The following is a 14,937-nucleotide window of genomic DNA, read 5'->3' on the forward strand; positions in this document are numbered from 1 at the left end:
CCTTTAAGCTTAGCCAGGTTTAGTCGGTAACTGACACATTGGAACGCTTCGCAACCCTCTTCACTAGATGGGTAGCAAAATGCTACTGAATGATATCAAGAAGGCCTCAGCAGCTATCAACCGCAAAGCTGTCACTGAAATAAAACCTTACAAACTCATCAATTCATCACACCACATTACAAATGAATGTATCAGTAAAGTTTACAAAAAGTAACTCTATTATCAACAGAAATACCTAAGCGAATGATATTAAATGCATTACTACTTAGAGCGTTTTTACTTAAGAACTTGAAAATAATAAGACAGTAACGGAACTCTTCTTTGAGCATATTAAAAGAAATTAACAAGTGAATAAGAAAATTCTGGCCTTGACCGCTATTACAACGATTGTTATCCAAGCGAGTATGTTGACCAGTTTTGGCGGAGACGCTAGTTATGGCGAGCTTGCCATGCCTGCAGCGATGATAGCTCGTCTAATCGGCTCGACCTTCCCTTCGAGGTTAACTATTTTGGAAATCATGACCAAAGCTTCTTCGTTAATCATAATGGTAAGCTCACCTTCGAAAGCTCACTCAAAGGTTGTACGCCGCAACCCCTTCCGCTTGCGAACCAAGCGATGATTAGGCCATTTGGGGCCGACATAGACACACGTTGTGGCGATTGCGGGTCGGTCTATGTTGGTGGCCCATCCGATGGGTTGTGGCCGTGACCAGGGATAATGTTGGCTACGATGAAAATAATGACAATAAAACCAATAGTTTCCAAGCAGTGCTGATCGACCGATCTGATAAGGGTACAGGCAACTTTAATGTTGAATTTCGCTACGATCACCTAGACTGGACCACTGGTGATGCCTCTGATGGTAGCGGTGATTTTGGTGGAGCACCAGCGCAAGCAGGCGACGATGCAGGAGATGGCAAAAACTACTTTGCCTTATCGAGCTCATTCAGTGCCGAAATTGGTAATTTGGCCACCACTTCCAATACCGATGAAGACAGAGTGTGGCGCTTTGCGATTCGCGAGGGCGCGCTACCCGGAGCCACTCCCGAGAACCCAATTATGCCAGTGGTGGTTAACGGTGGTTGGTCATTTGACTTTAATGTTGGCGTCAATGAACCGATTTTTATCGATCCAGATGTGGCGGTCGGTCATGACTATATTGTTGACCAAGGCCCTAATATGATGCAACGCTCTGGCCTTCTTAAAAGTTTAGCGAGGCCAGAAGTCTTCGATTTTAGCGCTGTCATCTAAATACCTAGTGCCGAGAGATTCATCTTGCACTAAATCATATTTTAGAAGTGACCCCCTCCGCCGACCTCAGAGGTTTCAGCGGAGTTCCACAGACAAACCCGCCAAAATTCACTTTGCAGGTAACACTTGTCGGCTGACCAACTCGGCTCGGGATTGTGCATCCTGCTTTTCCTTACTGAATGATCACGCCTCAATTGTCGATACCATAAACCTACAAACCAAGCTCACTTAGCCCGAGATGCTCGTCTGGTCGACGCCCTAAGGGCCAGTGAAACTTTCGTTCCGTTTCATCAATGGCCAAATCATTAATACTGGCAATACGAAGTTGCATCAAACCATGCTCATCAAACTCCCAGTTCTCATTCCCGTAAGCCCGGTACCATTGGCCATCGGCTGCACACCATTCATAAGCAAAACGCACCGCAATTCGATGATCGCTATACGCCCATAGTTCTTTAATCAAACGATATTGCTGTTCTTTCTCCCACTTGCGCTGCAAAAATGCTTCTATCTGTCCTCGGCCCGTCACAAACTCAGCACGATTACGCCATTGACAATCTTTAGTATAAGCCGAGGCCACCTTCACCGGATCTTGAGAATTCCAGCCATCTTCAGCCACCCGAACCTTTTGTGCTGCGCTCTGCGCGTCAAATGGTGGTAGTGGTAAACGTTGTTCAGTGCTCATTGTCATCCTTCAATATTAGAGATTCATTAGAGTAAAAAATAAATAGCCTGTTGGTGATTTTTCCCTTAGCAAAATTTAAGGCCACGCTTTGATAAGACAAGATCAAGAATAACAACATCAAGCGAACTCGATGGACCTTCTCTGGCAATTCAAAGTCGTACAATTTCAACATGCTTATTTCCCTTGCTGCACCTTTAAGTGCCAGCCGAAGTATACAGACCTGTCTACTTCACGAGCAGTCTAGGAGACAAATCTGTCTACGTCAACTAAATTTTCACGCCACCTAAATGAAAAGAGGAGCCCAAAATCAACTTGTCGAAATGAGAGACAGAACGGTATACTAAAGAAAAACAGGACTTACGATGGCGAGCAGCAAACGAGACCAGCTTATCGATACCGCACAACGACTATTTTACCAACATGGCTTTCGTGCCACTGGTATCGATGCGGTATTAGCTGAGTCGGGGGTCGCAAAAAAAACGCTATACAATCATTTTAAATCTAAAGAAGAGCTAATCATTGCCACCTTAACAAGGCGTGACCAGCAATTTATGGATTTACTACAAGCAGAAGTGAAACGCTTAACGAGCAAGCAAGATTTTGCTCCACAGTTGGCCCCTATCATGGCCTTTTTTGATGGTTTAAATCACTGGATTAATTCTGATAGTTTTTTTGGCTGCATGTTTATTAATGCCTCAGCTGAATATCCACGTCACAATGACCCGGTCCACATCACCTGCGCCACTCACAAAGAACAAGTTATAAACTTCATTGAAGATCTACTCAGCGATTTACAACTCAATCACTCAGCAGCCATCGCTCGCCAGCTCTCAATCCTTGTGGATGGGGCGATTGTTGGTGCGCACACTACTGGTGATTATCATTCGCCACTCGATGCCAAAGCCATTGCTCAAGTGATACTCACTGCTCACCTCCAGTTGGCATAAAAATGCACCTATCACAACACCGACCTGCAAGCCATTTAAAACAACAACCATAGCATTCGATAGCGCAGCGGATAAAATAACAAATCGCTTATTTATTCTATTAACTATTTGATAAAGTGGCTAAAAATACTTATTTAAACAAGTGTAATCATTTTTATCACGACTAATTGACAACAAGGTTATTTACTTCCGTTCAAACATTGTTAAAACTAGCTATAATTTACTTCATTAATACTAATTTGAGCTAAATTCAAAGGAATATGATGGTTGTCGATGATGTTTTATTTCAAAAAGTTAAAGACTTTAGCCCACAGCCTTGGTCAATTGACATCGATAACCAACGATTAAACTGCTCTCGTCAACTCATGAGCGCTCTGGGTTACCCAAAGCAAAACATGCTCACTTTATCCCAACTTTATGCCGCCTTTGAAACTCAACAGTTACAGCTATTAAAACAACATATCTCTGAAGTTCGAGAAACCGGGATTGGGCTGAGCCAAACCACCGTCATCAATACATATAAACATCGTTATATCGCCGAAATAATGATTTGCGACATGCCCAAAAACGGAAATATGGTGAAAGGAACCATTCAATTTACGCAATATTTTCTAACCAAACAGCAAGAACTTGAGTTTCTTAAAAAACTATTTTCTAAGTCTAGCGAAGCATTCATGATTGCCGATGCAAACCATAGTATCTTGATTGTGAACCAAGCGTTTTGTGATGTTACTGGCTACGCCGAACATGAGCTGCTTGGCAAGCCAGCATCGATACTCAAAAGTGGTCGCTACACATTCTCCTTTTATGAAAAGTTATGGCAATACGTCGATGAACATAAAATATGGTTTGGTGAACGATTAGCTAAAACCAAACAAGGAGAAATTTTTGCTCATGAGGGCAGAATACAACGCATCGACTTAGAAGACTCTTCCCATGTATATGTTTCGGCGAGCCACAAACTCGATGTATCAACACATATGTGGCAACACGATAATCTCGAAGAAGTCTCTAAGGTTCATATTCCCGATAAACAATCCTTTATTAGCCTACTAGACGAAAGCTTTAAACAGCTGAGTCATGACATGACCATCATTTGCATTACTTTCGACCTTCAAATGCTACAAACACTCAGTAAACTCACACAACACTGGTTGATATCTCAACGCTTTGCTCGCTTAACCTTTACTGGTCACTTAGGCTTAGTCAACGAAAGTATGTATGCAGCCTATTTTGTTGTAAGCAAGCAAGTCGAGCCGATTGACCAAACCCTAAAAAAAGTCATATTCGTCTTAGAAGGCAATGATGAAAGCAATAACATGGGTTTATCAGCCAACATTACCGCTGGAGTATCAGTACTCTATATCGATGCCAAAAGTCCAACTCAGTTACTCAGTCACTCGGTCCAAGCCTTAATCGCCAACAGCCGTCTGGCAAAGTCCTCACTGTATTATTTTGACCGACGCCTAACCAAACGTTTTGATCGGAAAAATACTTTAGCCACCTTGTTAAAGCAGGCCTTAGCAAAAAAAAATATTGCGGTTTACTATCAACCCATTGTCGATATATCTGAGCTTAAAATAGTCAAGTTTGAAGCTTTATTCCGGGCACAATTAGAAACAGACATAAACTATTCCACCCAAGAACTTATCGAAATTGCCGAAGAATTTAATTGGATAGACAAAATTGATGACTTAGTCACAACACAAGCCTTAAAAGTTTTGCCCTTGCTACAAAAACACTACGCGAACGACCAAATAGGCTTGTCGATCAATCGTTCGGTCAATAATGATCGCATTGCTCACTGCTGCTTAGAAGATACGCTTAAGATCTTAGAACAAAGTAAAGTTGATTTAAACCTAGTCACCCTCGAACTCACTGAATCCGCATATTTCGAAGATTCAAACTATCATGCTAAATGGATTAATAAACTAAAAGCTCATGGCGTTTCTATCGCTCTCGATGATTTTGGTACCGGCTTTTCTTCTCTCTCTTATTTACGTCAGCTTCCAGTAAGCATTGTAAAAATAGACCGTTCCTTTGTGTCTGGCCTTACCAAGCAATCCAATGAATATGAAATGATTAATATGTTGTGTAGGCTAACACATAAAATTGGCGGAAAAATTATTGCTGAAGGCGCTGAAACCGAACAAGAGCTTCACCTATTATCCAGCCTAGGGGTTGATATGATCCAAGGTTATATATTTGATAAACCAAAGAGCTTACAGGACATACTCAGTACCCCAACTCATGGAACTTTCCTACAATTTCAGACGCTACTGTCTCGCGCTAATGCTGAGAATGCACAGGCAATCATGCGGCGTGACTTTCCCAAAATATCCACCGATGACAAACTAAAAAAAGCACTCGAGTCATTTACCAAACACAAGGCAAAGCAGCTCATCGTTATCGAACATAGTCAGTGTCGAGGGATATTACATATCTGTGATGTGAATGCTGCAATTAGCCCTTACCTCAATACCAAAGGAGAGCAACATAGAGACTTAGTCACGCTCAATAAAAGAGTTCATCAAGTGATGAGTAAAAACTTTTTAGAAGTTTCGATGGATACCCCAGTTAAACATTTCTATCCTAAACTCATCGAGGATCCTGATATGGTGGTGGTGGTGGTCGGCTCTAGCGGTGTTTGCGTTGGCGTAATTGCACTTAAAGATATATTAAGCCAACAAAGTGAAATACTTACATGCATCTAGACTTCAGACCTTATTCAAGTATTGGCGTCCACTTTCATACAAATTAACGGATCAATCATCGATTCAATTGAATGGTTATTTTGCCGACAAAGCATCCCCTGCGCAAAACCATATCATTCAACATAGAGTTCAGACCTTCAAACAAGCAACTCACCAAACAATAGTTCTTCTTGATAAATAAGTGCTAGAAACCCGAACCTGTATTCTATACTCATGTAATGAAAACAGGATTGAAAATACCTCTAACCATTTTGCTGGTAAGTCTTTTACTCCCTATCGGGCAAGCCTACCCAGAGACAATAATTCAAGTAGGGACGTTCAACCTCGACCTCGATAATAATCAGGAAGAGCCTCATCTACTTCATCTTAAGCAAGCCGCTAAGGCCTTAAACGTACAACTAGAACTAATACAACTCCCCGATGCGCGCTCGCATCATCTGGCAGAAGAAGGTCAATTAGGAGGAGAAGCATTTCCCTACGACCTGCCGAACCGCCAAGCGAGCAGCATGATGAAAGTAAATGTGCCCATCGAAAAAACAGAGCTTTGGGTATGGGTTCACAAAAGTAACTCATGCCTTAGCGATCATCGTCGACTCAACCAACTGAAACCCGTTGGAGTCAATGGGATCCCCTACTTTGAACTATTTTATCAGCTTTCCAATGTTGGTCATGCAAAAGTACAACATGCAGAGTCAATGCTAGAAATGTTGAACCGTCAACGAGCTGACTACTTTCCAGCATCGAAAAAAGCAGTCGCTTACTTGTTTAACCAAGTTCAACGCACCGATCTTAAAGCTTGTTTTGAACATCCCTATATAGAAATTCAAAGCTACTTCTATTTAAATAAACAATACCAACATCTCATTGAACCATTTGAGCAGCAACTACGAAAAGCCATTCAGCAACATACCGATGATGACACGTTGAAATAACGCCTCCGACCAAGAAGTCAACTTGATTTAAGCGAACTAAACGAGCATTGAGATAGAAAAAACTTAATCATGAGACACGAGTAGCCGCCTAGCCTAGTTAACTAATTTTCTAAAGTTAGTAGTGCCGCAATTCAACTGCTGCTACTGTTATGCCTCAATGATGCAAAACCACAGCAGGAGGATAGGTTTGAGTCGCTCTTCTTTCCAACAATTTCACTGGCATTCGAAACAATTTGCCTTAGCCAGTAATGACATTCATGCTTTTTACCACTTACTCGCCGAACAGATGCAGGGTTTAGCCTTGACCAAAAAGACCCTAGGTCATATTGAAGGCTATCCGCTGGAATTATATCAATCCGCTAATCCTCAACCGAAACTAGCAAATGTTTTGATTAGCGCGGGTTTTCATGGCGAAGAAGCAGCCGGCCCTTGGGGAATGCTCAAGTTTTTATCCACGCTTGACCCCAGTATCACTGAGCAACTCAACCTGAGCCTGTTGCCCTTGGTGAATCCCACCGGATTTAAAGCCGGTCATCGTTTTAATCAATTTGGCGAGAACCCTAACCGAGGTTTTCTTGTCGACAAAGGCCGTGCTAAACCAGCAGAAGATTGCTCGCGGGAAGGACAGCTATTAATCGCGCAACAAGCCCTGCTCAAAAACTTAAGCCAAGATGGGATCCTCACTTGTCACGAAGATGTATTACAACATAATTGTTATGTTTACTCTTTTGAGCCGGAGGCCGCAGCAGGTCCATTCAGCTATGCCTTACGCGATAGCTTAGCTGAATATTTCCCAGTTGCCGCCGACGAAAGCATCGATGGTTGCAAGCTTGAAGATGGTTTGATCCATAATCATTACGACAGCTCGTTCGAATCCTGTTTAGTTAAGCTAGGAGCCAAACGCGGTGCTTGTAGTGAGACACCAGCCTTAGAAGATTTTGATCAGCGCATCAATGCGAATTGCGCCGTGATGCAGCAATTTGTTAGTGCATCAATCGAATATCACACCAAACAAGTCTGAATATTGCCAGACTGAGGGGGATGAATCGTCGAGGATAAGTGTGGACAATATACTGATGGTGGATGTCTGCCAACCAGCCCCATGAAAGTTCGTCATCGACATAGTTCATGGGGCGAACCCGACTGTAAAACTGCCAGTAACAACAGGATTGCGTCGGCACTTAGATGTCGTAGCTTAGACGCTTATTCTTGCCGACAAAAATTCATCCGGTTCGCTTCCTTAAGTAAGCACCTAGCACTCGCTTCGATGATAAGTACACGTTTATCTCGAACTAAAATAAACCACGAAAACGCAATAACCGCCACGCTTATTCAGGCTTATTATCAGACTCTGACTGCAAATCAAGATGCATTTCGATGACCCCTTCTTCTAATTCAAATTTAACTCGAAACCCTAGATGTTTAGCCAATCCAGCCATGCCTCGATTTTGCATCATCGTAATACCACTTAAGGTCTGAGTTCCCGTACTTTGATAATAACGAATTAATTTTTGTAGCAATTGCTTACCAATTCCCTGCCCCTGTAAATCACTCCTAACCGCCATGGCAAATTCTGCTTCTAGGTTATCGGGATCAATCGAGGCTCGAACCACCCCTAAAATGGCTCGGTTATCACAGGCTTGTTCATCGACAGCAATAAAAGCCATTTCTCTGGCATAATCAATTTGAGTGAGCAAGGCCATTTCTTCGTGGGTCATTTGTCCACGAGCGCCAAAATAGCGTTTATAACGATCCTCTTCACTTAAAGAAGAGTCGAACGCTAAATGATTCGGCTCATCCTCAGGCAAAATAGGCCGCAGCAATACCCGAGTGCCACTCTTTATTTGGCAGTATTCTTCCAGCTCCTTAGGATAAGGACGAATCGCTAAACGTTGTACGCTCGGTTGCTCAGCATTCTGTAAGCGCATATTAACATCGAGTAAAATAATGCTATCTCCAGCAGCAAGAACCGGATTTAAATCTAAACGAGCAATTTCTGGACAATCGATGATCAAATTAGAGAGCCGAGTCAGCATGGTACATAAAGCCTCCATCTTCAGGCCATTGGGCAATTTTCGGTCTCGGATCTTTTGAGTCTTTAAGGCACTAATGACTAAGTAACGCGCCAAGCTCATATTTAATGGTGGCAGCGCTACGGCAGCATCTTTGGTTTCGTCCCATTCCGAGCCGCCTTCGCCTAAGAAAATCGCAGGGCCAAACACCGGATCGGTAATCACCGCAACTCTCAGTTCTTGAGCGCCTGCGGTCAGCGCCATTCGTTGCAAAATCATACCTTCCATTCTGGCGCTAGGAAAAGCCTGCTTCACTCGCGCCAACATCGATTCGGCTGCAATTGCCAACTCCTGTCGATTATTGATATTTAGGCTCACACCATGCACATCCGACTTATGTAGAATGTCCGGTGATTGTATTTTTAAGGCGACAGGGTAACCGATATCATCAGCACACCGCACCGCTTCTTCAACGTTAGGCACCAACCAGGTATCAATGGTTTGCAAGCCATAAGCTTGTAGTAATTGCTTCGCATCATGAGTTTCCAAGACCATTTTCTGTTGCTCTAAGGCTTGATGCAGTACCGCTTTGGCAGAACCATCGGGATCGAAAATGGGTTCGTCCATCGTACTTGGAGTTTCCGATAACAGCTTTTGATTGCGCCTAAATTCGACCATATGCATGAACGCCCCCACGGCACCCTCAGGCGTTCGATAACTTGGGATCCCAGCTTCGCTAAACGCTAAACGACCAGGATAAGCCGTTTTCTCCCCCATCCAATTAGTCAAAATATTAAGCCGTCGAGCGCGGCTATCTTGTTTAATTACCTCGATTAAAGCCGTAGCGGTGGCTTCCGCTCCCGCCAAGGCCGAGGGCGCATACATCAATAACAAAGCATCCGCTTCGCCACTACCAGCAACTATATCTAAGGCCTTCGCGTAACGACTCGGATCTGCATCACCAATAATATCTAAGGGATTTTGCCCGGACCAACCAACAGGTAACACCTTGGCCAAGTGAGCCAGAGTAGCGCTAGAAAACTGAGCTAGCTTTCCCCCCCGCTCCAATAGCGCATCAACCGCTAACACTGCAGGTCCACCACCATTACTAATGATCGCTAAACGTTCACCCTTTAAAGGATTGGCATAAGTTAATGTTTCAACAGCGGCGAACAATTCATGTAAGTCATTGACTCGTAACATCCCCGCGCGCTTAAACGCCGCATCATAAACCGCATCATTCCCCACGGGCCCGCCAGTGTGCAACGCCGCAGCCTGTGCCCCTAATCGACTACGACCAGACTTAATCACCAATATGGCCTTGTTACGCGACGCAGCACGTGCCGCCGACATAAAACGCTGGGTATCCTTGACCGAATCAATATATAGCATGATCACTTGGGTTTTCGGATCTCGTGAAAGATAATCCAGTAATTCGCCAAAATCGATATCTAAGGCATCTCCCAGAGAGATAAACGATGAAAAGCCGATCCCTTTGTTATTCGCCCAGTCTAAGACCGTGGTACATACCGCTGCAGACTGTGAAACAAACGCAATTTTTCCAGATCGGCAGTAAGTGTGAGCAAAAGAAGCATTTAGCCCGATATTTGGTAACATAATACCAAGGCTATTTGGTCCTAATATTCGCATCCCATAGCGCTGGGCAAACATTCGTAACTGCTCAAGAACTTTTAGCTCATTTTCGTCTTCAGCACTGTCCAAAACTCCTGCCGTAATAATTGCGGTTTTGCAGCCAAATTGGCCTAACTTTTCAATCTGCTCTGGAAGTCGCGCGGCATTCACACATAGAATGGCTAAATCGGGGCGTATAGGTAATTTCTCAATACTGGGATAAGCAAGCACCCCGAGCACCGCCTTATACTTTGGCGTCACTGGCATCACGGGTCCATTAAAGCCTGCGCTCATTAAATTTTTCATAACCACATTACCCGAGCGTAAACTTCGATTCGAGGCGCCAATAACCGCTATCGATTGAGGAGAAAACAGATCGTGGAGCTTTCGCTGACTCATTCTTTAATTCTCACATTAAATAAATTTAACTAGGGCCTGTTGAACTAATACGGTCAATATTAGCTCAAAATAAAACTACGTTAATCGTGTAGAAAGATATAAAACTTGGTTTAATAAGCGATTCCCTTGCAAACTTCCTTTAAAAGAGACAATTCTAAAAAACCGTTGAGCGCTATTAGCGAAGAATCAATACCCCGGAATCATCCGGAAATCACCTCTCCCATTGGCGTAATTAGAACTCTCTTTGTCGTTTGCCAAACTCAAGCCATCCACTAGCGCCATCCAACATTTATAGCTGAAAAATCGAGAAAAATTTTAAATTTGCCACTGGCTCAATAGATGCCGCCTGATGAAAATCGAAGCCACCTTGCAACATAGCAACTACAATAAACACAAAACAACTTAAGTTTTTTTAAGTTGAGCTACTTTTTCAAACAAATAACTAGACAAAAAAGTGTTTTTTATTCATACCTAGGGCATGTTGATACAAAACAAACCCTGCAATTTTAAGGAAAAAAAGCATGGCCTTAAGTTCTATGAGAGCAATCGACCACATGACCAAAAATCCGGTAACAGTAAAACCGGCGACCTCACTTTTTGAAGCTATTGATATCATGTTAGCTGCTAAGGTATCGGGTGCAACTGTGCTCAACGAACAGCGTGAAGTCGTAGGGGTAATTTCTGAGATAGACTGTTTACAAGCCATCCTAAAAGGCACCTATCATGGAGAGATCGGTGGCATGGTAAAAGAATTTATGACCGAAGAAGTGGATAGCGTGAGCCCAGATATGGATATCCTCGCCGTTGCCGAAAAACTCATCAACGATAAGCGCCGCAGATTACCAGTCGTAAAAGACGGCAAATTTATTGGTCAGTATAGTATCCGCAGTATTCTGAATGCAGTAAAAGACTTTAATATAAGCTAGCAGCAATTCGCACTTATATACCAATAGGCAGCAAACCGTTGCCTATTGGTGACGTTTAAAGCAAGCTTCTAAGCAGTTTGGTTCACCACCATTTGCTCTTGTAAACCTTCAATCTCAGCAATGATGTTTAGAGTGTTTTCACTATCAGGGATCATCAAGTCAAGCTCTGCGGTAAATACGTTTCCTCCAGCATCTGGCACACTCATACGATGACACTCTAACTTATTGACGCTCACCCCATGCCCCATCAATAAACGGGTTATATCATTAATCAAACCAGGGCGGTCCTCCGCATCAATCACTAAGCTCACCGCATCAGCACGACTAAGGTGGGCAGCCTTACACTCACAAATACTTAATTGTACATCGGGCAGATCTTGAAGGGCTTGTTGCAAGGCTTGATTATTCTTTTGCGGTACTTGCACTTTAAAGATGCACGCAAGCTGGCCATCAAGGTTCACCACTCGACTACTCAACCAAGTTCCTTGGTAGGAGTGGGTCAAATCAGCCAAGTTATTGAGTGTGCCTGGTTTATCTTCACCAATAACAGAAACTAAAAATAGCGCGCTCATACGCCTACCCCTTTTGCTATAAACCTAATTTAAGTCTATACCAAATAGGGGCGAACAGTGTGACCAAAGCCATTTTTTGATGGTGTATCTAGTAAAAGCCTTCAAAAATACCAAATAAGGACAAAATACTTTATTTTTTAATTACTTTTATATTTCACTCACAGAAATAGTTTGTGCTGCTCAAGCACAAAGCGACTATTGTTGGTAGACGCCTACATTGCTAAAACCAGCATCTTGTAAGTACAAAGCTTGCAGTTTACTCATGACGCCACGATCGCAATACAGCAGGTAATGTTTGCTCTGATCTAAGTCGCCAAATTGAGTGGCCAGTCTAAAGAAGGGAAGATGAATCACCGCCACCTTATCCATGGTAAAAGGTTTGAGCTCTTGCTCCTCTGGTGAGCGAATATCTAATACAACCGCTTCTTTGTCATTTTCAAGTTCAACAATATCAACTTGGTGAATTTGCGCATCGGATTCTTTCACAATGTCTCGAATATCGGTGATCCGGCATGCTTCGACAACCTGCTCCAAAATGCCAAAATCGAACTTTTCTTCTTCTGCCAATAATTTTGACTCAACCGCCTTCACGGTCGGTTTATTCGAAATCACCCCACAATACTCTGGCATTGTTTCAGCAAAATCACCGGTGCCAATACGCTTGGCAATATCGATAATATCTTGTTTATCGGTTGCAATCAGTGGCCGCAGGATCAATGTTTCGGAAACTCGGTCAATCATGCCTAAATTCACTAAGGTTTGGCTGGAAACTTGGCCCACAGCTTCACCTGTCACTAAGGCAGGGATATCGAGTTGTTGAGCCACCTTGGATGCTGCGCGTACCATCATCCGTTTCAGGACCACCCCCATTTGGCCGTTTTCAACTTTTTCCAAGATCTCATTCACCACCGGATCAAAATCAACGGCAACAAATTTAACCCGATGTGAAGAGCCAAAGCGTTTCCAAAGATGATGGGCAACTTGCTTCACGCCTAATTCGTGGGCCCGGCCTCCCAAATTAAAGAAACAATAATGAACCTTCGCCCCTCGCTTAATCAGCTGGTAGCTGGACACACCTGAATCAAAACCACCAGAAATTAAAGATAATACGCTTTCTTGAGTAGCAATTGGAAAACCACCCAAACCTTGATGTTTTGCCTGCACTAGGTAAACACAATCATCGGTTACTTCCAATTTCACGGTCACGTCTGGGTTTTTAAGCCGAACCCCATTACTCTCACAATGTTGATTTAAACCACCACCAACATAACGCTCCACTTCAATCGATGAGAAGTCTTGTTTGCCACTGCGCTTTACGCGCACGCAAAAGGTTTTATCTTTGAGCCGATCTTTCCACACGTCGTAAGTGAGTTCATACAAACTATGTAAATCGGTATAACTTTGCTGAGACACTTCTAAGAAATGGACAATACCGGGTGTCGACGACAGTGCGTCAATCAAGGCCTCTCGGTTTTGTTCGCTATCGTTACGAGAAGTAACAACCATCCGATCCCAATCTAAGCGCACCCGAATCGTTTCATCAATAGGACTGAGTACGTTACGAATATTACTTTGAAGGATCTTACTAAAGCGCTTGCGCACCGGCTTACTCTTCATCGCAATTTCAGGGAATAGTTTAACGATAAACTTCATAACTCAGGGCCTCGACAAATTTGGCCGCGAATTATAACGCGAGTTCAGCCAACGAGCCAATTTTGTTTAATGTGAACCCAAACTTAAGCGCGCAGCCAAACAGGGAGATAACATGCCAACAAGAGATGACAAGAAAAAGCCTCCCCTTAATAGGGAAGGCTTCGTTCACCAAAAACGACAGAAAATATGCTTGAAATTAAAAACAGACACTCGCCAAGTGGCAAATAAAACACGATTACCGCGATTCATTTCAAGACGAAATTAACCACGGCTATTTACCGAATGCGCTATAAAAAGATTATTGCTCGGAGACCGCAATCTCACCCGATTGCGCCGCTTTCCCCTGCATAATACCTATTTCAACTCGACGATTACGTCGACGATTCTCTTCGGTGTTATTTTTAACCAAAGGTTTGGTATCGGCCATACCGCTAACAATCAGACGATTTTCGTCAAACCCTTTCACTTTAATCAATTCATGAGCCACCGAAACCGCTCGCTGGCTAGAAAGATCCCAGTTAGAGCGATACAATTCCGACTCAGTTTGTTGATTATCCGTATGCCCGGAGACTGTGACTACCCCGGGGATATCTTTAATCACTTCCCCAACCCGCTGGATCACTGGACGGAACTTAGGTTGTAAGAATGCCGACCCCGAAGGAAAGGCTCCTTTTTCTCGGACCCGAATGATAATCTGTTGGCCCAGAGACTCAACTTCAATCGCCCCGTCTTCAATTTGATCGCGCAGTTGTTGAGCAATCCGCTTAGCCGTTTGATTCTGCTGACTCTGCTGCTGAGCCTGACTTTGTGCAGACTGCGCTTGAGTGGCCGTGGCCCGTCCACCGCTTTGTTCCCCAGTCTTATTTTGGCCCCCGGCATCGGCTTCTTCACCATCATGAAATTCAAGCTTTGCCTGAGTCATATCAATGGTTTGTTGCATAATGGTCTCAATCGGAGTTGGCTCTGGCCGACCAGGGCGGAACTCCTGAGCGATCACCGAAGTCCCTTTGGGAATATCCTTCACTTCAAGTAAGTTTTGTACCCCAAAGGCATATTTCATCGAGCCTGCAATCTGCTTGAACTTCATTACGTCCATTTCAGAGAATGCCAAAAGCAATACAAAGAAACACATTAATAAAGACATTAGATCAGCGAAGGTACCCATCCATGCAGGCAGACCAGGAGGAGGACATTTGCAAGGTTCTTCCATACTC

At 43.5% G+C, this 14,937-nt stretch carries 11 protein-coding genes and 1 pseudogene; 7 read left to right on the plus strand and 5 right to left on the minus strand.

What is annotated here, in order from left to right:
- Positions 1-586 precede the first annotated feature (586 nt).
- Positions 587-709: pseudogene (locus ACRRS0_RS15335) on the plus strand (hypothetical protein); the annotation flags it as partial.
- The gene (locus ACRRS0_RS15340; protein ID WP_432463621.1) at positions 700-1,251 is read left to right on the plus strand and encodes a nidogen-like domain-containing protein; all 552 of its coding nucleotides are present in this window, start codon (positions 700-702) and stop codon (positions 1,249-1,251) included. The pseudogene ACRRS0_RS15335 and the gene ACRRS0_RS15340, both read left to right, overlap by 10 nt.
- Positions 1,252-1,462: 211 nt before the next feature.
- Here ACRRS0_RS15340 and ACRRS0_RS15345 read toward each other — a convergent pair whose 3' ends face one another.
- A complete protein-coding gene (locus tag ACRRS0_RS15345) occupies positions 1,463-1,936 on the minus strand; it encodes a DUF1348 family protein (protein ID WP_432452333.1) in 474 nt (157 codons plus the stop codon).
- A 362-nt stretch (positions 1,937-2,298) separates the two neighbouring features.
- On the opposite strand from ACRRS0_RS15345, the gene ACRRS0_RS15350 reads away from it, so the two are divergent.
- The 4 genes from ACRRS0_RS15350 (at position 2,299) to ACRRS0_RS15365 (ending at position 7,550) form a co-directional block, all read left to right on the plus strand.
- The gene (locus ACRRS0_RS15350; protein ID WP_432452332.1) at positions 2,299-2,883 is read left to right on the plus strand and encodes a TetR/AcrR family transcriptional regulator; all 585 of its coding nucleotides are present in this window, start codon (positions 2,299-2,301) and stop codon (positions 2,881-2,883) included.
- Positions 2,884-3,143: 260 nt separating this feature from the next.
- The gene (locus tag ACRRS0_RS15355; protein WP_432452331.1) at positions 3,144-5,597 is read left to right on the plus strand and encodes an EAL domain-containing protein; all 2,454 of its coding nucleotides are present in this window, start codon (positions 3,144-3,146) and stop codon (positions 5,595-5,597) included.
- Between the two features lie 230 nt (positions 5,598-5,827).
- Entirely contained in the window at positions 5,828-6,529 is a 702-nt protein-coding gene (locus ACRRS0_RS15360) for a hypothetical protein (protein ID WP_432452330.1), read from the plus strand.
- 187 nt (positions 6,530-6,716) lie between these two features.
- Positions 6,717-7,550: an N-acetyl-ornithine deacetylase gene (locus tag ACRRS0_RS15365; protein ID WP_432452329.1), complete on the plus strand. Its 834-nt coding sequence runs from the start codon at positions 6,717-6,719 to the stop codon at positions 7,548-7,550.
- Between the two features lie 307 nt (positions 7,551-7,857).
- Here ACRRS0_RS15365 and ACRRS0_RS15370 read toward each other — a convergent pair whose 3' ends face one another.
- Entirely contained in the window at positions 7,858-10,572 is a 2,715-nt protein-coding gene (locus ACRRS0_RS15370; protein WP_432452328.1) for a bifunctional acetate--CoA ligase family protein/GNAT family N-acetyltransferase, read from the minus strand.
- Between the two features lie 521 nt (positions 10,573-11,093).
- Between ACRRS0_RS15370 and ACRRS0_RS15375 the strand changes: the two genes are divergently transcribed.
- The gene (locus tag ACRRS0_RS15375; protein ID WP_432452327.1) at positions 11,094-11,498 is read left to right on the plus strand and encodes a CBS domain-containing protein; all 405 of its coding nucleotides are present in this window, start codon (positions 11,094-11,096) and stop codon (positions 11,496-11,498) included.
- A 68-nt stretch (positions 11,499-11,566) separates the two neighbouring features.
- On the opposite strand, the gene ACRRS0_RS15380 is transcribed toward ACRRS0_RS15375, so the two are convergent.
- The 3 genes from ACRRS0_RS15380 to ACRRS0_RS15390 form a co-directional block, all read right to left on the minus strand.
- Positions 11,567-12,070 carry a glycine cleavage system protein R gene (locus ACRRS0_RS15380; RefSeq protein ID WP_432452326.1) on the minus strand — a complete coding sequence of 168 codons (504 nt, stop codon included), beginning with the start codon at positions 12,068-12,070 and terminating at the stop codon, positions 11,567-11,569.
- Positions 12,071-12,265: 195 nt separating this feature from the next.
- Complete coding sequence (gene thiI / locus ACRRS0_RS15385; protein ID WP_432452325.1) at positions 12,266-13,723, minus strand: tRNA uracil 4-sulfurtransferase ThiI; 1,458 nt, start codon at positions 13,721-13,723, stop codon at positions 12,266-12,268.
- Between the two features lie 298 nt (positions 13,724-14,021).
- Positions 14,022-14,933 carry a flagellar motor protein MotB gene (locus ACRRS0_RS15390; RefSeq protein WP_432452324.1) on the minus strand — a complete coding sequence of 304 codons (912 nt, stop codon included), beginning with the start codon at positions 14,931-14,933 and terminating at the stop codon, positions 14,022-14,024.
- Positions 14,934-14,937 lie beyond the last annotated feature (4 nt).

It is taken from the genome of Agarivorans sp. QJM3NY_29 (genome assembly GCF_050870835.2).
GTDB lineage: Bacteria > Pseudomonadota > Gammaproteobacteria > Enterobacterales > Celerinatantimonadaceae > Agarivorans.